Source organism: Serratia sp. LSHTC3, from assembly GCF_057197125.1.
In genome coordinates this window covers 235,843-253,896 of sequence record NZ_JBXUNP010000005.1, presented here as the reverse complement: position 1 = coordinate 253,896, position 18,054 = coordinate 235,843, and the positions used below count along the sequence as shown (strand labels likewise).

Here is an 18,054-nt window from a genome sequence, read left to right as displayed (position 1 = left end):
TAAAGCAGCGGGATGAAAATAGAACGTAACCCTTTTCGCGACTATACGGCTGAATCCGCCCTGTTTGTACGCCGCGCCCTGGTGGCGTTCCTGGTCATCCTGGTGCTGTCCGGCATCCTGATCGCCAACCTGTATAATCTGCAAGTGGTCCGCGTCGAGGATTACCGCACCCGTTCCAACGAAAACCGCATCAAGCTGGTGCCCATCGCGCCCAGCCGCGGCATTATCTACGATCGCAACGGCACCCCGCTGGCGCTCAACCGCACCATTTATCAGCTGGAGCTGATGCCGGAGAAGGTCGACGATCTCAAGGCCACGCTGCAGGCGCTGCGCACGGTGGTCGATCTGACTGACGACGACATCGCCAATTTCGAAAAAGAGCGCAAGCGCTCGCGCCGTTTCGTCTCCATTCCGGTGAAAACCGCGCTGACCGAAGTGCAGGTCGCCCGCTTTGCGGTCAATCAGTTCCGCTTCCCCGGCGTGGAAGTGAAAGGCTACCAGCGCCGCTACTATCCTTACGGATCCGCCCTCACCCATGTCACCGGCTATGTGTCGAAGATCAACGATCGCGACGTTGAACGTCTGGATAAAGACGGCAAGCTGGCTAACTACGCCGCCACCCACGATATCGGCAAGCTGGGCATCGAACGCTATTACGAAGACACGCTGCACGGTAAAACCGGTTACGAAGAGGTTGAAGTCAACAACCGCGGCCGGGTGATCCGCCAATTGCACGAGCAGCCGCCTTCCGCCGGCCAGGACGTCTATCTGACGCTCGATCTTGATCTGCAGCGCTATATCGAACAGCTGCTGGTTGGCAGCCGCGCCGCGGTGGTGGTGAGCGATCCGCGCACCGGCGCCATCCTGGCGATGGTGTCCAATCCGAGCTACGATCCGAACCTGTTCGTGGACGGCATTTCCAGCAAGGACTATCAGGGTCTGCTGAACGATCCGAATCGCCCGCTGATCAACCGCGCCACGCAGGGGGTTTATCCGCCCGCGTCAACGGTGAAACCTTATATCGCCGTGTCGGCACTCAGCGCCGGCGTGATCACCAAGAACACCGTAGTGTTCGATCCCGGCTGGTGGCAACTGCCCGGCTCGGAAAAACGCTTTCGCGACTGGAAAAAATGGGGTCACGGCCGCCTGAACGTCACCAAAGCGCTGGAAGAATCCGCGGATACCTACTTCTATCAGGTCGCCTATGATATGGGGATCGATCGGCTGTCGAGCTGGCTGACCAAATTCGGTTACGGCCAGTACACCGGCATCGATCTGGCCGAAGAGCGCTCCGGCCTGATGCCGACGCGTGAATGGAAGCTGAAACGCTATAAAAAACCGTGGTATCAGGGCGACACCATTCCGGTGGGCATCGGTCAGGGTTACTGGACCGCCACGCCGATCCAGATGGCCAAGGCGCTGAACACCCTGATCAACGACGGTACCGTCAAAACGCCGCACCTGCTGCAGAGCACCCGCGTCAACGGCGCGCTGGTGCCGTTCAAACAGGAAGAGAACACGCAGATCGGCGATATTCACTCCGGCTTCTGGGAAATCGCCAAAGACGGCATGTACGGTGTGGCCAACCGTCCGAACGGGACGGCGCGCAAGTACTTTGCGGACGCATCTTATAAAGCCGCGGCGAAATCGGGCACCGCACAGGTCTTCGGTTACGAAACCTACAACGCCCATAAACTGGCGGAGCACCTGCGCGATCACAAGCTGATGACCGCCTTTGCGCCGTTCAATAACCCGACGGTGTCGGTCGCCATCATTCTGGAAAACGGCGGCTCCGGTCCGGCGGTGGGCACCATCACCCGCCAGATCCTCGACCATATTCTGCTGGGCGACAACAATACGCAATTGCCAAGCGAGGCCCCGCTGCCGCCTGGCGTAGAAGGTGACTAAGGTAGAACATGACTGAAAGCCAACAAAAAGGCTCGATCTGGACCAAAATCCACATTGATCCGACGTTCCTGCTGCTGATCCTGGCTCTGCTGGTCTACAGCGCCTTCGTGATGTGGAGCGCCAGCGGCCAGGACATCGGCATGATGGAGCGCAAGATCGGGCAGATCGTCATGGGGCTGATCGTGATGGCCGTCATGGCGCAGATCCCGCCGCGCGTGTACGAAAGCTGGGCGCCCTATCTGTATATCTTCTGCGTGATTTTGCTGATCCTGGTGGACGCCTTCGGGCAGATCAGTAAAGGCGCGCAGCGCTGGCTGGATCTCGGCGTGGTGCGCTTCCAGCCGTCGGAAATCGCCAAGATCGCCGTGCCGCTGATGGTGGCGCGCTTTATGAACCGCGATGTCTGCCCGCCTTCGCTGAAAAACACCGCCATCGCGCTGGTGCTGATCTTCCTGCCGACGCTGCTGGTGGCCGCGCAGCCGGATCTCGGCACGTCGATCCTGATCGCCGCCTCCGGCCTGTTCGTGCTGTTTCTGTCGGGCATGAGCTGGAAACTGATCGCCGTCGCCGCCGTCGCGCTGGCGGCCTTTATCCCGGTGCTGTGGTTCTTCCTGATGCACGGTTATCAACGCGACCGCGTGATGATGCTGCTCGATCCGGAAAGCGACCCGCTCGGCGCCGGTTATCACATCATTCAATCCAAGATCGCCATCGGCTCCGGCGGCCTGTCCGGCAAGGGCTGGCTGCACGGCACCCAGTCGCAGCTGGAGTTCCTGCCGGAGCGCCATACCGACTTTATCTTCGCCGTGTTGGCCGAAGAGCTGGGGCTGATCGGGGTGTTGGTGCTGCTGGCGCTCTACCTGCTGGTGATCATTCGCGGGCTGATGATCGCCGCCAAGGCGCAAACTACCTTCGGCCGCGTGATGGTCGGCGGCTTGATGCTGATTTTGTTCGTTTATGTCTTTGTTAACATCGGTATGGTCAGTGGCATTTTGCCGGTAGTTGGCGTACCTTTGCCTCTGGTCAGTTACGGGGGTTCGGCGCTGATAGTGTTGATGGCCGGTTTCGGCATCATCATGTCGATCCACACGCATCGGAAAATGCTGTCTAAAAGTTTATAAGAGGTGAGTAATGCGTAAGGAATGGCTTTGGATCGGCGTCGCGGCGGTGTTGCTCTCCGCCTGTACCGCCCCGACCACGGAACAGCAACCCCCTCCGCAGCCGTACAACGGCCCGGTGGTGGAAATCGGCGGCGTCGAGCCTCAATATGAACCCTATAACCCTAATAACATGCAGGATTATAAGGTTAATGGCGATACTTACCGCATCGTAAAAGATCCGCAGAACTTCTCGCAGACCGGCCTGGCGGCCTGGTATGGCGAAGAGGCCAACGGCAACACCACCGCGCTGGGCGAGCAGTTCGATCCTAATGGCCTGACTGCGGCCCACCCAACGCTGCCGATCCCAAGCTACGTGCGCGTCACCAATCTGGCCAACGGCCGTCAGTTGGTGGTGCGCGTCAACGATCGCGGGCCTTACACCAAGGGCCGTATCATCGATCTGTCGAAAGCCGCCGCCGATCGCCTCAACCTGTCCAACAACACCAAGGTCAAGGTCGATTTCATCAACGTGGCGCCGGACGGCACGCTGAGCGGCCCTGGCACCATCGGCACCATCGTGGCGAAACAGAGCTACGCATTGCCGGCGCGCCCGGATCTTGGCTCCAGCGGCATGGGCACCCCGATCCAACAGGACGTGCCGGTCGCCAGCGGCGCGGCGGTGCGCCCTATTGATAACAGCACCCTGCGCACCGATGACGACGCGCCTGCGAATGCCGGCAACGCCGCCAACGGCCGCAGTGGTTTCCTCGGCGCGCCAAGCGCATTACCGGCCGGCGTGCTGGAAAGTGCCGAGCCTGAAGCCGCCGCAGTAGCCGCACCGGTCGCGGCCGGCGCTGCCGCTGCCGGCATGGCTGCCGCTTCCTCCTCCGGCGGCTACGTGGTGCAGGTCGGTGCGTTGAGCAGCGCCGAGCGCGCCCAGAGCTGGCAGCAAAGCCTGAGCCAACAGTTTGGCGTACCGGGCAAAGTAGCGGCCAACGGCAATGTTTACCGCGTCCAGCTCGGCCCGTTCAGCAGCCGTCAGCAGGCGGCCCAACTGCAACAACGCCTGGCCAGCGAAGCGCAACAACAGTCTTTCGTTACTGCTGCACCCTGAGCGTTAAACCCGGCGGGCATTCACGGCTGTTAAGCGGTTATTTAGCTGAAACATTTTCTTGCAGCTAAAAGGGCACTAACCGCAATTAGTCAGATGAATGGATAATGCCTGCCGGGATCGCATCTGCTATAGTGTGGCTCGTTTTTTAACTTTACTTTCACGGATGTTGTAGTCCCGATCATGAAACAAGTAACTTCTTTTCGCTTAATCAAAAGCATCGCACTCGGCACCGTTATCGCAATGAGCGCAGCCTCCGTTGCACATGCCGATGACGTTAACATCAAAACCATGATCCCAGGTGTCCCGCAGATCGATGCGGAAGCGTACATCCTGATTGATTACAACTCCGGCAAGGTGCTGGCCGAGATGAACGCCGATGCGCGTCGCGATCCGGCCAGCCTGACCAAAATGATGACCAGCTACGTCATCGGCCAGGCGCTGAAAGCGGGTAAAATCGGCCAGGACGATCTGGTGACCGTCGGCCAGGACGCCTGGGCGACCGGCAACCCGGTGTTCAAAGGTTCCTCGCTGATGTTCCTGAAGCCGGGCGATCGCGTGCCGGTCTCCAAACTGACCCGCGGCATCAACCTGCAGTCCGGTAACGACGCCTGCGTGGCGATGGCCGACTACGTCGCCGGCAGCCAGGATGCGTTCGTCAACCTGATGAACACCTACGTCAGCAAGCTGGGCCTGCAGAACACTCACTTCCAGACGGTACACGGCCTGGATGCCCAGGGCCAGTACAGCTCGGCGCGCGACATGGCGCTGATCGGCCAGGCGCTGATCCGCGACGTGCCGGAAGAGTACGCGATTTACAAAGAAAAAGAGTTCACTTTCAACAATATCCGCCAGATGAACCGCAACGGTCTGCTGTGGGATAACAGCCTGAACGTCGACGGCATCAAAACCGGCCACACCGACGCGGCGGGTTACAACCTGGTGGCTTCGGCGACCGAAGGCCAGATGCGTCTGATCTCCGCCGTGATGGGCGGCCGCACCTACAAAGGCCGCGAAGCCGAGAGCAAGAAACTGCTGACCTGGGGCTTCCGCTTCTTCGAAACCGTGGCGCCGCTGAAAGTCGGTAAAGAGTTCGCCTCCGAGCCGGTCTGGTTCGGCGATGCCGATCGCGTTGAGCTGGGCGTGGATAAAGACGTCTACCTGACCATCCCGCGCGGCCGCATGAAAGATCTGAAGGCCAGCTATGTGCTGAACACGCCGGAAATTCACGCGCCGCTGGCGAAAAACCAGGTGGTGGGCAGCATCAACTTCCAGCTGGACGGCAAAACCATCGACCAGCGTCCGCTGGTGGTGATGAACGAAGTGAAAGAAGGTGGTTTCTTCAGCCGCATCGTGGACTACATCAAACTGATGTTCCACCACTGGTTCGGTTAACGGTTGAAACGGGCGAAATTGCCCCCATATACTGAATAACATTAACTCCCGCCCCGGCGGGAGTTATAATTTATAGATTAGCTAGCACTCTGGAGCGCACGCACATGCAAAAAACTAAACTGAACGAACTGCTCGAATTCCCTTGCTCGTTTACCTACAAGGTGATGGGCCTGGCGCAGCCTGAGCTGGTTGACCAGGTAGTTGAAGTGGTGCAGCGCCATGCGCCGGGCGATTACAACCCGCAGGTTAAGCCAAGCAGCAAAGGCAACTACCACTCGGTCTCCATCACCATCAACGCCACTCACATCGAGCAGGTCGAAACCCTGTACGAGGAGTTGGGCAACATTGAAATTGTTCGCATGGTGCTGTAATTCCAGCATAAAACCCTGCTTATCAACCCGGGATGGCGCAGCGTCTTCCCGGGTTGCGCATTTTTGGTCAGCGAAAGGCTGGCCGCCAGCCGGAGCGCCCGGTATAATGGCTTTACCACTTCTGTAACCTGACGATGACTCTTTTGCAACCAGACAAGATCATTTTGCGTCAGCTGGGGTTGCAGCCCTACGCGCCTGTATCCCAAGCCATGCATAACTTCACCGACAGTCGTACCGAGACTACGCCGGACGAGCTGTGGCTGGTGCAGCATCACCCGGTATTCACCCAGGGCCAGGCCGGCAAAGCCGAACACGTGCTGATGCCCGGCGATATCCCGGTTGTCCAGAGCGATCGCGGCGGCCAGGTGACCTACCACGGGCCGGGCCAGCAGGTGATGTACGTGATGGTCGATCTGAAGCGCAATAAGGTCGGCGTACGCCAATTGGTCACGGCGATAGAAGATACGGTTATCAACACCCTCGCCCACTTCCGCCTCGCATCGCGCGCCCGTCCGGATGCGCCCGGCGTGTACGTGGGGGAGCAGAAAATCTGTTCGTTGGGTTTGCGGATCCGCAAAGGCAGCTCATTCCACGGCCTGGCCCTGAATGTGGCGATGGATCTCAGCCCCTTCCAACGCATCAACCCTTGCGGTTACGCCGGCATGCAGATGACGCAGGTCAGCGCGCTGGCGCCCGGCGTTGGCATTGAAGACATACACCCAATCCTGGTACAGGAATTTGTTCATTTACTCGGCTACCAGACGGTCGAGCTTCGTAACTGGAACCTGCACGATTATGAGTAAACCAATTCAGATGGAACGCGGCGTCAAATACCGCGATGCTGACAAAATGGCGCTGATCCCGGTCAAAACGGTGGTCACCGAACGGCAGGAGCTGTTGCGTAAACCCGAGTGGATGAAGATCAAACTGCCTGCCGACTCTACGCGCATTCAGGGCATCAAAGCCGCGATGCGTAAAAACGGCCTGCACTCCGTCTGTGAGGAAGCCTCGTGCCCTAACCTGTCCGAGTGTTTCAACCACGGTACCGCCACCTTTATGATCCTCGGCGCCATCTGCACCCGTCGCTGCCCGTTCTGCGACGTGGCTCACGGCCGCCCGATCGCGCCGGACGCCAACGAGCCGGAAAAGCTGGCGCAAACCATCGCCGACATGGCGCTGCGTTATGTGGTGATCACCTCGGTTGACCGCGACGATCTGCGCGACGGCGGCGCTCAGCACTTTGCCGACTGCATCTCGGCCATCCGCGCCAAGAGCCCGAACATCAAAATTGAAACGCTGGTGCCGGACTTCCGCGGCCGTATGGATCGCGCGCTGGAGATCCTCACCGCCACGCCGCCGGACGTGTTCAACCACAACCTGGAAAACGTGCCGCGCGTATACCGCCAGGTGCGCCCGGGCGCCAACTACGAGTGGTCGTTGAAGCTGCTGGAGCGCTTTAAAGAAGCGCACCCGGATATCCCGACCAAATCAGGCCTGATGGTTGGCCTGGGCGAAACCAACGCGGAAATCATTGAAGTGATGCGCGATCTGCGTCGCCACGGCGTGACCATGCTGACGCTGGGCCAGTACCTGCAGCCGAGCCGTCACCACCTGCCGGTGCAGCGCTACGTCAGCCCGGCCGAGTTTGACGAGATGAAAGAAGAAGCGATGGCGATGGGCTTCACCCATGCCGCCTGTGGCCCGTTCGTGCGTTCGTCTTACCACGCCGATCTGCAGGCCAAAGGGATGGAAGTGAAATAACGCGTAATAGTTTGTTACGCTAAAGACGGCGAAAACGCCAAAAAACGGATGTCCGCAAGGCATCCGTTTTTTATTGTGCGCCATCAGACGAGATTAAACGTCTTTCTTCTCGACGCTCTGCTGCGCGGACTGGCTTTCGGCGGCATTGTTGCCGGCGGCCGGCGGCGTACTGTCGTCGCCTACGGCTTTTTTAAAGCCTTTCAGCGCCGCGCCAAGATCGGCGCCGAGCGTGCGCAGTTTGCTGGTGCCGAACAGTAAAATCACCAACACCGCAATCACCAGAAGTTTGGTAATGCTGATACCTTCCATACTCACCTTCTTATCATAGAGCGCTGCGTGAACAGCGAGAAAAACTGACCTTGCCTGCGAATATTTAGCGACTTTCCTTCAGCTCGCACAACCGCAACATGTAACAGAGTGAGATCCGTCGCAGGAATGCCACACGGCTTCACGGCGTGAATCCCAGACTATTCTTAGTTTATCACCCGCATGCTACTCTGCCGTGATGCTTATCAGGGAGATGCCGGATGTATATTGCTCCACCCATTTTCGATGCCCGAAAATCCGGCCTCAGCTTCGCCAAACGCACCTATCTGCCCCGCGTCGCCGGTCTGGGGCTCGGCTTTATCTGCGTTTGCGCCGCGCTCTACCCCTTGGCTCCGCCCACGGCGGTCTGGCTCTTGCTGGCCTTTCACGGCTTTCTCTGGCCGCATCTCGCGTACCGCCTGGCCTGCCGCGCCAAAGATCCGTTCAAAGCCGAAATTCGCAACCTGTTGATCGACTCCGCTTTCGGCGGCTTCTGGGCGGCGATGATGGCGTTCAACGCGCTGCCCGCCATCGTCATCCTGTCGATGATGAGCATGAATAACATCGCTTCAGCCGGCAAAGCGCTGTTTGTCAAAGGATTGGCCATTCAACTGGCTACGGCGATGCTCACCGCCGCGCTGCTCGGCTTCCCATTTCACCCGCACAGCACGGCGCTGCAAATCTATCTGTGCCTGCCGATGATCTACCTTTATCCGACGCTGCTTGGGCTGGTGACCTACCGCACCGCCAAACGGTTGGCGGAAAAGAAACAGGAGCTGCAGCGCATCAGCACCCGCGATGGGCTGACCGGCCTGTATAACCGCCGCCACTGGGAGCACCTGCTGCATCGCCAGTTCGACAGCTGCCGCCGCTACCAGGACAACGCCACGCTGATCCTGATGGATATCGATCGCTTCAAAACCATCAACGACACCTTCGGCCATCCGCTGGGAGATGAAGCCCTGGCGGCGTTGGCGGAAGAGCTGCTGATCGGCATGCGCAACGTGGATATCGTCGGGCGCTACGGCGGCGACGAGTTTGGCGCAGTGCTGCCGAACACCAGCGCTGAACAGGCGGAAATCGTTCTGCGCCGTATCCAGCAGCGGCTGGACGCGGTCAGCTTCAAGGAGGCGCCGCAGCTGCGGCTGCAGATCAGCGCCGGCATCGCTAACTTCCACCCCGCGCTGGGCGGCTATCTGGACTGGCTGAAAGCGGCCGACGGCGCGCTCTATCGGGCGAAGCAGAATGGCCGCAACCGGCTGGAAACGGCAGCGCCGCCAGGGGAGTAACTTACTGACTTAATAACTTGGCAAAATACTTCGGCGCTTCGACAAAGCCTTCACGCCGGTAAAACGCATGCGCCCGCTCGCGGCGGCTGTGGCAATGGACTTCCAGCCGATCGCAGCCGCGACGGTGCGCCAGCGCCTCGCCTGCCGCCAGCAACCGCCGCCCTACGCCCGCGCCGCGCGCCCGATCGTCGACGCAAAAATAGCTGATGCGGCCAATGTCGCCGGCCAACGCCAACTGCGGCAGAAAATGCAGCGACAACACGCCCAGCACTTGTTCGCCCTGCTCCGCCACCAGCAACGCCTCGTCCGGGTGCGCCAGAAGTTGGTGCATCCGCTGTGTCAGAAACGCCTCGGTGCCAGGATAATCCAGCGCCGCCATTAATTCAGCGATAGCGTGCCGGTCGCTCAGACGCGCCGTTCTGATTTCCATCCGTTTTACCTCGCAGAGTGTCGATACTACAAAATAGGCGGCATTAGGTGTAACATCCACCGGGTGCGGCGAAAAAGGCCGTGCGGCACGCTGGAGATGACATTCCTCCCTAACCGCCTTCACAGGCTGATGATGTCTACGTAACCTCTCGGAGAGAGGCGCGTAGCGTTACGCCTGTCCCTTTCCGAGCCTCGTGAATTTCTCTGATTGAAAGGTAGTTGCCCCATGTTGAGCTCTTTACTGGCCGTATTTATCGGCGGCGGCGTCGGCAGCGTTTTGCGCTGGGCGGTAAGTATGAAAATGAATCCGCTGAACGCCCACATTCCGCTCGGTACGCTGATGGTCAATCTGATCGGCGGTTTTATCATCGGCCTGGCGATGGCGATTTTCACCCGCATGACGCATCTGGATCCCACCTGGAAATTACTGATCACCACCGGATTCTGCGGCGGCCTGACCACCTTCTCCACCTTTTCGCTGGAGGTGGTATACCTGATGCAGGATGGCCGCTTCGGCTGGGCGCTGGCCAACATGCTGCTCAACCTGGCCGGCTCGCTGGCGATGACGCTGCTGGCCTTTATGCTGGTGATGTGGGTCAACGGGCGATAAGGCCTTAATGTTTCCTTAATCTTGCATGCGCATAATCTCATCCAGTACCCCTGACTGGATGAGAAATCGCTATGTTTAGCCTGCCGAAAACCGCCGCCGAAGCGATCGCCGTTGCGCTGTGCGTGCTGATCGTCGCCGCCTTTATCAAATCCTACCTGTTCGCTTAAACGCCTTTTATCGCAGCACGCGTTCATCTTGCGTCTTTCCGGTCGGTTACACTACAATTGAGAATGAACGTTCACACCCAAAAATGTGAACCCGGCTCACGCGTAGCAAAGGATCGGGCAGATGCTCCCCCCCAACGACAGTAAACAGGCCAAAGTGCAGGCTCGCCGCGATCAGATCGTCGAAGCGGCGAAAACCAGCTTCCGCCGCCACGGCTTCCATGCCGCCAGCATGGCGGAGATCGCCCAAGGCTCGCAGCTTAGCGTCGGGCAAATCTATCGCTATTTCGCCAATAAAGACGCGATCATCGAAGAGATCGTCAACCGCATCATCACCAGCAAGATGCAGCGCCTGGAAAACCTTGGCGATCACATCAACCTGATCGCCGGTACGCTGGCGGCGCGCACGCTGTTTCAGCAACCGGGCGAGAGCGAAACCGATCACATGCTGATGCTGGAAGTGACCGCCGAGGCCACGCGCAACCCGGTGGTGGCCAAATTGCTCAGCGATGCGGAAGCGCGGCTGTTTCGCCACGTGTGCCACAACCTGCAGCGGCTGTATCCCGATTTCAGCGCGGAAGAGATCGCCGCCCGGGTGGAGTTTATCGCCGTCATGAGCGAAGGCACCGGTTACCGGATCCTTACCACGCAAAAAGCCGATGCGTCCCTGCTGCGCGATCTGTATCAGCAGGCCATTTCTCACCTGTTCAGGAAATCTTAATCTCCCATGACCAAACACTTAGCCAGACAACGTCTGGTGTACGCCGTCGTGCTTGGCCTGCTGGCCGCGCTGGGGCCGCTGTGCACCGATCTCTATCTGCCCGCCCTGCCGGAAATGGCGGGCGAGCTGAATACCTCCACCGCCGCCGCGCAGCTCAGCCTGACCGCCGGGCTGCTAGGCCTGGGCGTCGGCCAACTGATTTTCGGCCCTTACAGCGACAAGCTGGGCCGCATGCGCCCGCTCCTGCTGTCGCTGATCCTGCTGCTGGGCGCTTCGCTGTGGTGCGCGCTGGCGCCCACCATCGACCAGTTGCTGATCGCTCGCCTGCTGCAGGGCATCGCCGGCGCCGGCGGCGCGGTGATTTCTCGCGCCATTGCTCGCGATCTGTACGCCGGCCATGAGCTGACCCGTTTCTTCGCCTTGCTGATGCTGGTTAACGGCCTGGCGCCGATCGTCGCGCCGGTGCTGGGCGGCGTGATGCTGCAGGTGATGAACTGGCGCGGCATCTTCGGCGTGCTGGCGGCCATCGCCGTGCTGCTGTTCAGCCTGTCGGCGCTGAAGCTGCGCGAATCCCTGCCGGTCGAGCGCCGCAGCCAGGGCGGCATTCTGGCGATGCTGATGTCGCTCGGCGGGTTGCTGACCCAGCGCTATTTCATGGGCCTGTGCCTGACGCAGGGCTTCGTAATGGCCGGCATGTTCGCCTATATCGGCGCTTCGCCTTTCGTCTTGCAGCAGATCTACGGCCTCAGCCCGCAGATGTTCAGCCTGTGCTTCGCCATTAACGGCGTCGGGCTGATCATTGCGGCGCAGCTGGCCAGCCGTCTCAGTTCACGTTGGGGGGAACGCCGGGTGTTGAGGGGCGGGTTAACGCTGGCGGCCGTCGCGTCGCTGTTGCTGCTGTTGGCCGCCGCGCTGCATGCGCCGCTGGTCGTGTTGCTGGTGCCGCTGTTCTTCTCGGTGGCGGTGATCGGCATCGTCGGCCCGACCGCCTCGTCGCTGGCGATGCAAAGCCAGGGGGACAAAGCCGGCAGCGCGTCGGCCTTGATCGGCGTGTGCATGTTCGCGCTCGGCGCCTGCGCCGTGCCGCTCACCGGGCTGGGCGGCACCTCAGGCCTGTCGATGGCGCTGACCATCGTCGGCTGTTACGCCGTCGCCATCCTGCTGTTCAGCCTGTTGGCCCGCCGCAGCGAAGCATAATGCGCCCAATAAAAAACCCGCTCAATGAGCGGGTTTTAAGAAATTCAGCTACGCAGCTTAGATAGCAGTAACGTTAGCGGCAGATGGGCCTTTGGCACCGTTCGTGATTTCAAATTCTACACGCTGGCCTTCAGCAAGCGTTTTGAAACCGTTGCTAACGATGGCAGAGAAGTGAACGAAAACGTCCTTGCTACCATCTTCCGGAGTAATGAAACCGAAGCCCTTGGATTCATTAAACCACTTAACGCTACCTTTAATCTTAGACATCAAACTTACCTTTAACGTGAATGAAAGACACAAAACCTGTGTCGATTACAGTACAGCAAGCAGGCAGGATTTTGTCCACCACCGCGATCACAGAAATCCGATAAAGAGTGAAAAAATCCGTGTTGCCCGGTGTAAATGCATTGCACCGGTTGCGATACGTTACCGTTCCAGGCCAATCCTCTCCCTGCGCCGGCGAACAACGCGCGAACGCCTAAACCTGCCCTTTCCCCCATCGTTGACGCGTCGAGCAGACACAATCGCTATGAAATATAACCAGATGGTCTTTTTGCTTCGGCGGCCCCTGCACTAGGGTTAGGGTTTATTTCCCACTGTGAGCCAAGCCTATGACCAGCCAGTTGGCAGACAAGATCATCGCCTATCGGCGTGAACTGCACCAAAACCCGGAGCTTTCCAATCACGAATTTGCCACCACCGCCCGCCTGACCCGCTGGCTGCAAGAGGCGGGCATTCGTATTCTGCCGTTGGCGCTGAAAACCGGCGTCGTGGCGGAGATCGGCAGCGGCAAGGGGCCGATCATCGCCCTGCGCGGCGACATCGACGCCCTGCCAATCGACGAAATCGCCGACGTGCCTTTCAGCTCGCAAAACAGCGGCGTGATGCACGCCTGCGGCCACGACTTCCACACCTCGGTGATGCTCGGCGCCGCGCACCTGCTCAAAGCGCGTGAGGCCGAGCTGCCCGGCACGGTGCGCATCTTCTTCCAGCCGGCGGAAGAGACCTTCAACGGCGCCCGGCACCTGATCGACGCCGGCGCGCTGGATAACGTCGCGGCGGTATTTGGTCTGCATAACGCGCCGGAGCTGCCCACCGGCACCTTCGCCACCCGCGCCGGGCCGTTTTACGCCAACGTCGATCGCTTCCAGATCCGCATCACCGGCAAAGGCGCCCACGCCGCCAAACCGGAACAGGGCGTCGATACCATCGTCACCGCCAGCCAGATCGTCGGCGCGCTGCAGACACTGCCCAGCCGCAGCTTCAGCTCGCTGGAATCGCTGGTGGTGAGCGTGACGCGCATCGAAGGCGGCAATACCTGGAACGTGCTGCCGCAAACCGTGGAGCTGGAAGGCACGGTGCGCACCCACAGCGACGCGGTGCGCCGCCAGGTGCCGGATAAAATTCGCCAGGTGATCGACGGCGTCGCCGCCGCGCTCGGCGCGCAGGCCGAACTCCACTGGCAGCCGGGGCCGCCGGCGGTGATCAACGACGCCCATTGGGCGGCGTTCAGCAAAACCGTCGCCGCCGAAGCCGGCTACCGGGTCGAAGAGGCGGAGCTGCAGATGGGCGGCGAGGATTTCGCGCTGTATCTGCATCACGTGCCGGGCGCGTTCGTCAGCATCGGCTCCGCCAGCGAATTCGGCCTGCATCATCCGCGTTTCAATCCCGATGAACGCGCCCTCCTCCCTGCCGCCCACTATTTTTCGCTGCTGGCGGAGCGCACGCTGCAACAATTAACCACCGCAGCGAAAAAAGCCCTCAGCAACGCCTGAATAACGTGAAATAGTATTTCCCCGACGCCGCTGATGCCGCGTCGGGGATTATTATTTTCGCTCGCCGTGATATTTGCAGTTTTCAACATTTGAATATGCTGTTTTGTTGTTTTACATCCCGTTGCCGCTCATCAATAGTGGACGCATCAGACACCGCGCGCCTTTCGGCGCATGACAGGATAATCACGATGAGCGACAACGCGAATAATCAACGGCAATTACGGCTGGGCGCCATTCTGCACGGCGCATCGGGAAATATGTCCGCCTGGCGCCACCCGGATGCCACCGCCGACGCCAGCATTAACCTCGAATTTAATATCGCCTCGGCGAAAAAAGCCGAACAAGGGAAATTCGATTTCGTCTTCGTCGCCGATGGCTTATATATCAACGAAAAGTCCATTCCGCATTTTCTTAACCGTTTCGAGCCGTTGACTTTATTGGCCGCACTGTCCGCCGCCACCGACAAAATTGGCCTGGTGGGCACGCTCTCCACCTCCTACAGCGATCCGTTCACCGTCGCCCGCCAGTTCGCCAGCCTCGATCACCTGAGCGGCGGGCGCGCGGGCTGGAACGTGGTGACATCGCCGCTGGAGGGGTCGGCCAAAAACTTCTCGCGCAAAGAACACCCGGAGCACAGCCTGCGTTACCGCATTGCCGGCGAGTTTCTCGACGTCGCCAAAGGACTGTGGGACTCCTGGGAAGACGATGCCTTCGTGCGCAATAAGGCCAGCGGCGAATTTTTCCGCGCCGGGAAACTGCACACCCTCAATCACCAGGGGGAGTTCTTCTCGGTGCAGGGGCCGTTGAACATCGGCCGCACGCCGCAGGGCCGCCCGATCCTGTTCCAGGCCGGCGCCTCTGAAGACGGCAAACGGCTGGCGGCCAAACACGCCGATGCGATCTTCACCCATCACGACACGCTGGAGCAGGCGCAGGATTTCTACCAGGACGTGAAGCGGCAGTTGGTGGAACAGGGGCGCGAACCGGACGACCTGCGCATCTTCCAGGGTGTCAGCGTGATCGTCGGCGACGACGATGCGGACGTCGAGCGTCAGTACCAGGAGACCGCCCGTCTGGTCAGCATCGAGAACGCCCTCAACTACCTTGGCCGCTACTTCGAACATTACGACTTTTCCCGCCATCCGTTGGACGCCCCCTTCCCGGACATCGGCGATCTGGGGCAAAACAGCTTCCGCAGCACCACCGACGCCATCAAGCGCAACGCCCGCGAGCGGAACCTCACGCTGCGCCAGGTGGCGCTGGAAGCCGCCTCGCCGCGCCCGGTGTTCAGCGGCACGCCGGAAGCGGTGGCGGACGGCCTGCAACGCTGGTTCGACGGCGAAGCCGCCGACGGCTTCATCATCAGCGGCGGTACGCCCAACGCCTTCGGGCACTTCGTCGATCGGGTGGTGCCCATCCTGCAACAACGTGGCCTGTTCCGCCGGGCGTACCACGGCGATACGCTGCGCGAACACCTGGGCCTGAAGCACCCGTTGAACAGATTCACCCAATAATAAGATCGTTTTCAGGGATACCCGCTATGCAGAAAACCGTTACCGCCGCTCTCGTGGCGGCCTTGCTGAGCCTGACCGGCGCCGCGCAGGCGGGCACCGGCATCGATTTACAGGCCAATGAAACCCCGATCCACGCGCCGAAAAACCCGCAGGCGATCGCCAAACTGCCGGCCGATTTCCACTTCGTGAAGCCGGGCCAATTCACCGTTGCAATCGCCGCGCTCAACACGCCGCCGCTGGCGCTGTTCGCTGCCGACAACCGGCGGCTTATCGGCAGCGAAGTGGATATCGCGCAGCTGGTGGCCGACAGCCTGGGCCTGGAGCTGAACGTAGTGCAAACGTCGTGGGAAGACTGGCCGCTGGGGGTGGTTTCCGGCAAGTATGACGCGGCCATCACCAACGTCACCGTGACCAAAGAGCGCAAAACCCGCTTCGACTTCGCCACCTACCGCATCGACTCGCTCGGCTTTTACGTCAAAACCGGCGGCAAGATCGCAACGATCAAACAGCCTGCCGATATCGCCGGATTAAAGATCATCGTCGGCTCCGGCACCAATCAGGAAGCCATCTTGCTGGCGTGGGACAAACAGAACCGGCAACAGGGGCTCAAACCCTTCCAGCCGATCTACGTGACCGACGATGCGGCCGCCACGCTGGCGATCCAGTCCGGCCGGGCCGACGCCTATTTCGGGCCGAACGTGCTGGGCGCCTATAAAGCGGCGCTGAACGGCCGTACCCGGCTGGCGGGCACGGTGGAAGGCGGTTGGCCCAAGGCGGCGCACATCGCCGTCACCACCCGTAAAGGCAACGGGCTGGTGCAGGCGGTGAATGAAGCGCTGAACGGCGCGATCCGCGGCGGACAGTACGATCAGGTGCTCAATCGCTGGGGCGAGAGCGTCGAACGCCTTGCGCAGTCGGAAATCAACCCGCCCGGCCTGGGCGATTAGGAGCGCGCAATGACGCAAGACACCTTCATTCAGACGTTGCCGACCGACCCGCTGATCGCCCCGGTGATCGAGGGGTTGTTCGGTGAATATCGCCAGCGTTACGGCGACTATTTTGGTGACCAGGAACCGGAACCGCTGGACCTGTATGCACCGCCGCAAGGGGCCTTCATCGTACTGCTGCGCGCCGGTGCGCCGATCGCCATGGGCGCCTTCAAGCACTATGACGCGCAAACCGCCGAGCTGAAGCGCATCTGGACCCGGGGCGATCTGCGCCGCCAGGGCCTGGCGCAGCGGGTGTTGCAGCAGTTGGAAACGCTGGCGCTGGCGCAGGGGTATCGCCGGCTCTACCTGACCACCGGCTTTCGCCAGCCCGAAGCGGTAGGCCTGTACCTGAGCAACGGTTATCAGCCGCAGTTCGATCCCACCGTTGACAGCGAGGTTTACAGCCACCCGCCCTACGATGGCCGCCTGCCGTTCCGCAAAAGCCTGATTGCAGAGGACGCGTGTTGTTGCGCGTCGGAAAGGAAAATCGCCTAACCCCCCTTTATCTGTAGTCAGGAGACATGACATGTCCAAACAAGAAGTCTTGAAAGTGGTGCCCGCCCGCTATCCGCTGCGGCTGATCGGCGCCCTGTTCTCGCTGTTTATTCTGGCCGCCATCGTGCAATCGGTGGCGGGCAACGCGCGCTGGGAATGGGGCGTGTTCGCCGAGTGGTTCTTCGCCCCGGCGGTGCTGGCAGGGCTGGGGCAGACCCTGCTGCTGACGCTGCTCGGCACGTTGTTCAGCATCCTGTTCGGCACCCTGCTGGCGCTGGCGCGGCTGTCGCGCTCTTACCTGTTGGCGTCGCTGGCCTGGGGGTATATCTGGCTGTTTCGTTCGCTGCCGCTGATCCTGGTGCTGATCATCCTGTATAACTTTTCCTATCTGTACGACGCCATCTCGCTGGGCATTCCCTTTACCTCGGTGGTGTTCGCCAGCTACCCGACCATCGATATCCTCGGCCAGTTCGCCGTGGCGGTGCTGGGCCTGACGCTGGTGCAGTCCGCCTATACCGCCGAGATCATCCGCGGCGGCATCCTGGGCGTGGATTACGGCCAGCACGAAGCGGCGGCGGCGCTGGGCCTGCCGGGCTATCGCCGCACCTTCCGCATCATTCTGCCGCAGGCGCTGCGATCCATTATTCCGACCGGTTTCAACGAGATCATCAGCCTGGCGAAAGGCACCTCGATCGTGTATGTGCTGGCGCTGCCGGAGCTGTTTTACACCATCCAGGTGATCTATAACCGCACCCAGCAGGTGATACCGCTGCTGATGGTGGCCACCGTCTGGTATCTGTTCATCACCACCGCCCTGTCGGTGATCCAATACTACATCGAACGCTATTTCGCCCGGGGCGCGGTGCGCGAACTGCCGCCGACGCCCTGGCAGAAACTGGCCGGCTGGCTAAAACGTTAG

General features: G+C 60.5%; 19 protein-coding genes and 1 riboswitch. Of the genes, 16 read left to right on the top strand and 3 right to left on the bottom strand.

Annotation, left to right across the window (positions count from 1 at the left end):
* Positions 1-12 precede the first annotated feature (12 nt).
* The 7 genes from mrdA (at position 13) to lipA (ending at position 7,646) form a co-directional block, all read left to right on the top strand.
* Positions 13-1,908, top strand: a complete 1,896-nt coding sequence (mrdA, locus tag AC2CGI_RS19485; protein WP_015376936.1) for a peptidoglycan DD-transpeptidase MrdA — start codon at positions 13-15, stop codon at positions 1,906-1,908.
* An 8-nt stretch (positions 1,909-1,916) separates the two neighbouring features.
* On the top strand, positions 1,917-3,029 hold the full coding sequence (mrdB, locus tag AC2CGI_RS19480) for a peptidoglycan glycosyltransferase MrdB (RefSeq protein WP_004940006.1): 1,113 nt from the start codon (positions 1,917-1,919) through the stop codon (positions 3,027-3,029).
* Positions 3,030-3,039: 10 nt separating this feature from the next.
* Positions 3,040-4,122, top strand: coding sequence for an endolytic peptidoglycan transglycosylase RlpA (gene rlpA, locus AC2CGI_RS19475; RefSeq protein ID WP_076740490.1), 1,083 nt, complete (start codon positions 3,040-3,042; stop codon positions 4,120-4,122).
* Between the two features lie 180 nt (positions 4,123-4,302).
* Positions 4,303-5,514 carry a D-alanyl-D-alanine carboxypeptidase DacA gene (gene dacA, locus AC2CGI_RS19470; protein WP_004940010.1) on the top strand — a complete coding sequence of 404 codons (1,212 nt, stop codon included), beginning with the start codon at positions 4,303-4,305 and terminating at the stop codon, positions 5,512-5,514.
* Positions 5,515-5,618: 104 nt separating this feature from the next.
* Complete coding sequence (ybeD, locus tag AC2CGI_RS19465; RefSeq protein ID WP_004940012.1) at positions 5,619-5,885, top strand: DUF493 family protein YbeD; 267 nt, start codon at positions 5,619-5,621, stop codon at positions 5,883-5,885.
* A 134-nt stretch (positions 5,886-6,019) separates the two neighbouring features.
* Complete coding sequence (gene lipB, locus AC2CGI_RS19460; protein ID WP_015376934.1) at positions 6,020-6,688, top strand: lipoyl(octanoyl) transferase LipB; 669 nt, start codon at positions 6,020-6,022, stop codon at positions 6,686-6,688.
* The gene (gene lipA / locus AC2CGI_RS19455) at positions 6,681-7,646 is read left to right on the top strand and encodes a lipoyl synthase (protein WP_004940018.1); all 966 of its coding nucleotides are present in this window, start codon (positions 6,681-6,683) and stop codon (positions 7,644-7,646) included. Before lipB ends, lipA begins: the two co-directional genes overlap by 8 nt.
* Positions 7,647-7,739: 93 nt before the next feature.
* Here lipA and tatA read toward each other — a convergent pair whose 3' ends face one another.
* Positions 7,740-7,955, bottom strand: a complete 216-nt coding sequence (gene tatA, locus AC2CGI_RS19450; protein ID WP_004940019.1) for a Sec-independent protein translocase subunit TatA — start codon at positions 7,953-7,955, stop codon at positions 7,740-7,742.
* A gap of 218 nt (positions 7,956-8,173) precedes the next feature.
* Here tatA and AC2CGI_RS19445 point away from each other — a divergent pair, with 218 nt between their 5' ends.
* A complete protein-coding gene (locus tag AC2CGI_RS19445; RefSeq protein ID WP_075685620.1) occupies positions 8,174-9,241 on the top strand; it encodes a diguanylate cyclase in 1,068 nt (355 codons plus the stop codon).
* Between the two features lies 1 nt (position 9,242).
* On the opposite strand, the gene AC2CGI_RS19440 is transcribed toward AC2CGI_RS19445, so the two are convergent.
* Entirely contained in the window at positions 9,243-9,671 is a 429-nt protein-coding gene (locus tag AC2CGI_RS19440; protein WP_021504626.1) for a GNAT family N-acetyltransferase, read from the bottom strand.
* 83 nt (positions 9,672-9,754) lie between these two features.
* Positions 9,755-9,817, top strand: a riboswitch (Fluoride riboswitch).
* Positions 9,818-9,896: 79 nt separating this feature from the next.
* Between AC2CGI_RS19440 and crcB the strand changes: the two genes are divergently transcribed.
* The 3 genes from crcB to AC2CGI_RS19425 all read left to right on the top strand — a co-directional run bounded on the left by crcB (position 9,897) and on the right by AC2CGI_RS19425 (position 12,362).
* Positions 9,897-10,280, top strand: a complete 384-nt coding sequence (crcB, locus tag AC2CGI_RS19435; protein ID WP_004940022.1) for a fluoride efflux transporter CrcB — start codon at positions 9,897-9,899, stop codon at positions 10,278-10,280.
* A gap of 288 nt (positions 10,281-10,568) precedes the next feature.
* Positions 10,569-11,165 (top strand): TetR/AcrR family transcriptional regulator, encoded by a 597-nt coding sequence (locus AC2CGI_RS19430; RefSeq protein WP_021504627.1) that lies wholly within the window; start codon positions 10,569-10,571, stop codon positions 11,163-11,165.
* 6 nt (positions 11,166-11,171) lie between these two features.
* Positions 11,172-12,362, top strand: a complete 1,191-nt coding sequence (locus tag AC2CGI_RS19425; protein WP_021504628.1) for a multidrug effflux MFS transporter — start codon at positions 11,172-11,174, stop codon at positions 12,360-12,362.
* 57 nt (positions 12,363-12,419) lie between these two features.
* Here the strand turns inward: AC2CGI_RS19425 and cspE are convergent, their stop codons facing one another.
* Positions 12,420-12,629 (bottom strand): transcription antiterminator/RNA stability regulator CspE, encoded by a 210-nt coding sequence (cspE, locus tag AC2CGI_RS19420; protein ID WP_004940030.1) that lies wholly within the window; start codon positions 12,627-12,629, stop codon positions 12,420-12,422.
* 344 nt (positions 12,630-12,973) lie between these two features.
* Here cspE and AC2CGI_RS19415 point away from each other — a divergent pair, with 344 nt between their 5' ends.
* The 5 genes from AC2CGI_RS19415 to AC2CGI_RS19395 all read left to right on the top strand — a co-directional run bounded on the left by AC2CGI_RS19415 (position 12,974) and on the right by AC2CGI_RS19395 (position 18,054).
* A complete protein-coding gene (locus AC2CGI_RS19415) occupies positions 12,974-14,137 on the top strand; it encodes a M20 peptidase aminoacylase family protein (protein ID WP_075685625.1) in 1,164 nt (387 codons plus the stop codon).
* Between the two features lie 188 nt (positions 14,138-14,325).
* On the top strand, positions 14,326-15,651 hold the full coding sequence (locus AC2CGI_RS19410) for an LLM class flavin-dependent oxidoreductase (RefSeq protein ID WP_015376926.1): 1,326 nt from the start codon (positions 14,326-14,328) through the stop codon (positions 15,649-15,651).
* Positions 15,652-15,677: 26 nt separating this feature from the next.
* On the top strand, positions 15,678-16,598 hold the full coding sequence (locus AC2CGI_RS19405) for an ABC transporter substrate-binding protein (protein ID WP_004940036.1): 921 nt from the start codon (positions 15,678-15,680) through the stop codon (positions 16,596-16,598).
* A 9-nt stretch (positions 16,599-16,607) separates the two neighbouring features.
* On the top strand, positions 16,608-17,135 hold the full coding sequence (locus AC2CGI_RS19400; protein WP_075685629.1) for a GNAT family N-acetyltransferase: 528 nt from the start codon (positions 16,608-16,610) through the stop codon (positions 17,133-17,135).
* Between the two features lie 31 nt (positions 17,136-17,166).
* Positions 17,167-18,054, top strand: a complete 888-nt coding sequence (locus tag AC2CGI_RS19395; protein WP_004940038.1) for an amino acid ABC transporter permease — start codon at positions 17,167-17,169, stop codon at positions 18,052-18,054.